The following is a 273-nucleotide window of genomic DNA, read 5'->3' on the forward strand; positions in this document are numbered from 1 at the left end:
CTCGCCGACAAAGCATATGACGGCGACAACCTTCGCGGCGAAATCGTGCGTCGCGGCGCCAAGCCCGTCATTCCCAACAAATCCAACCGCGTCGTCATCCATCGCTTCAACAAACGCGCCTACAAAGGCCGAAATGTCATCGAGCGCTGCTTTTGCAGGCTCAAGGACTTCCGGCGCATCGCCACCCGATATGACAAGCTCGCCCGGAATTTCTTGGCCGCTGTTCATCTCGCCGCTATCGTCTCATATTGGCTCAATTGAGTCTGGACCCTA

Annotated in this window: 1 protein-coding gene; it reads left to right on the forward strand. The window is 56.8% G+C overall.

Annotated features, from left to right (window positions below; translation table 11 throughout):
* The coding region (locus AC0L3P_RS40305) for a transposase (RefSeq protein ID WP_473309499.1) at positions 1-261 on the forward strand (261 nt) is incomplete at its 5' end.
* Positions 262-273: the final 12 nt, after the last annotated feature.

The sequence above is a fragment of the Bradyrhizobium sp. WSM4874 genome, assembly GCF_055811835.1.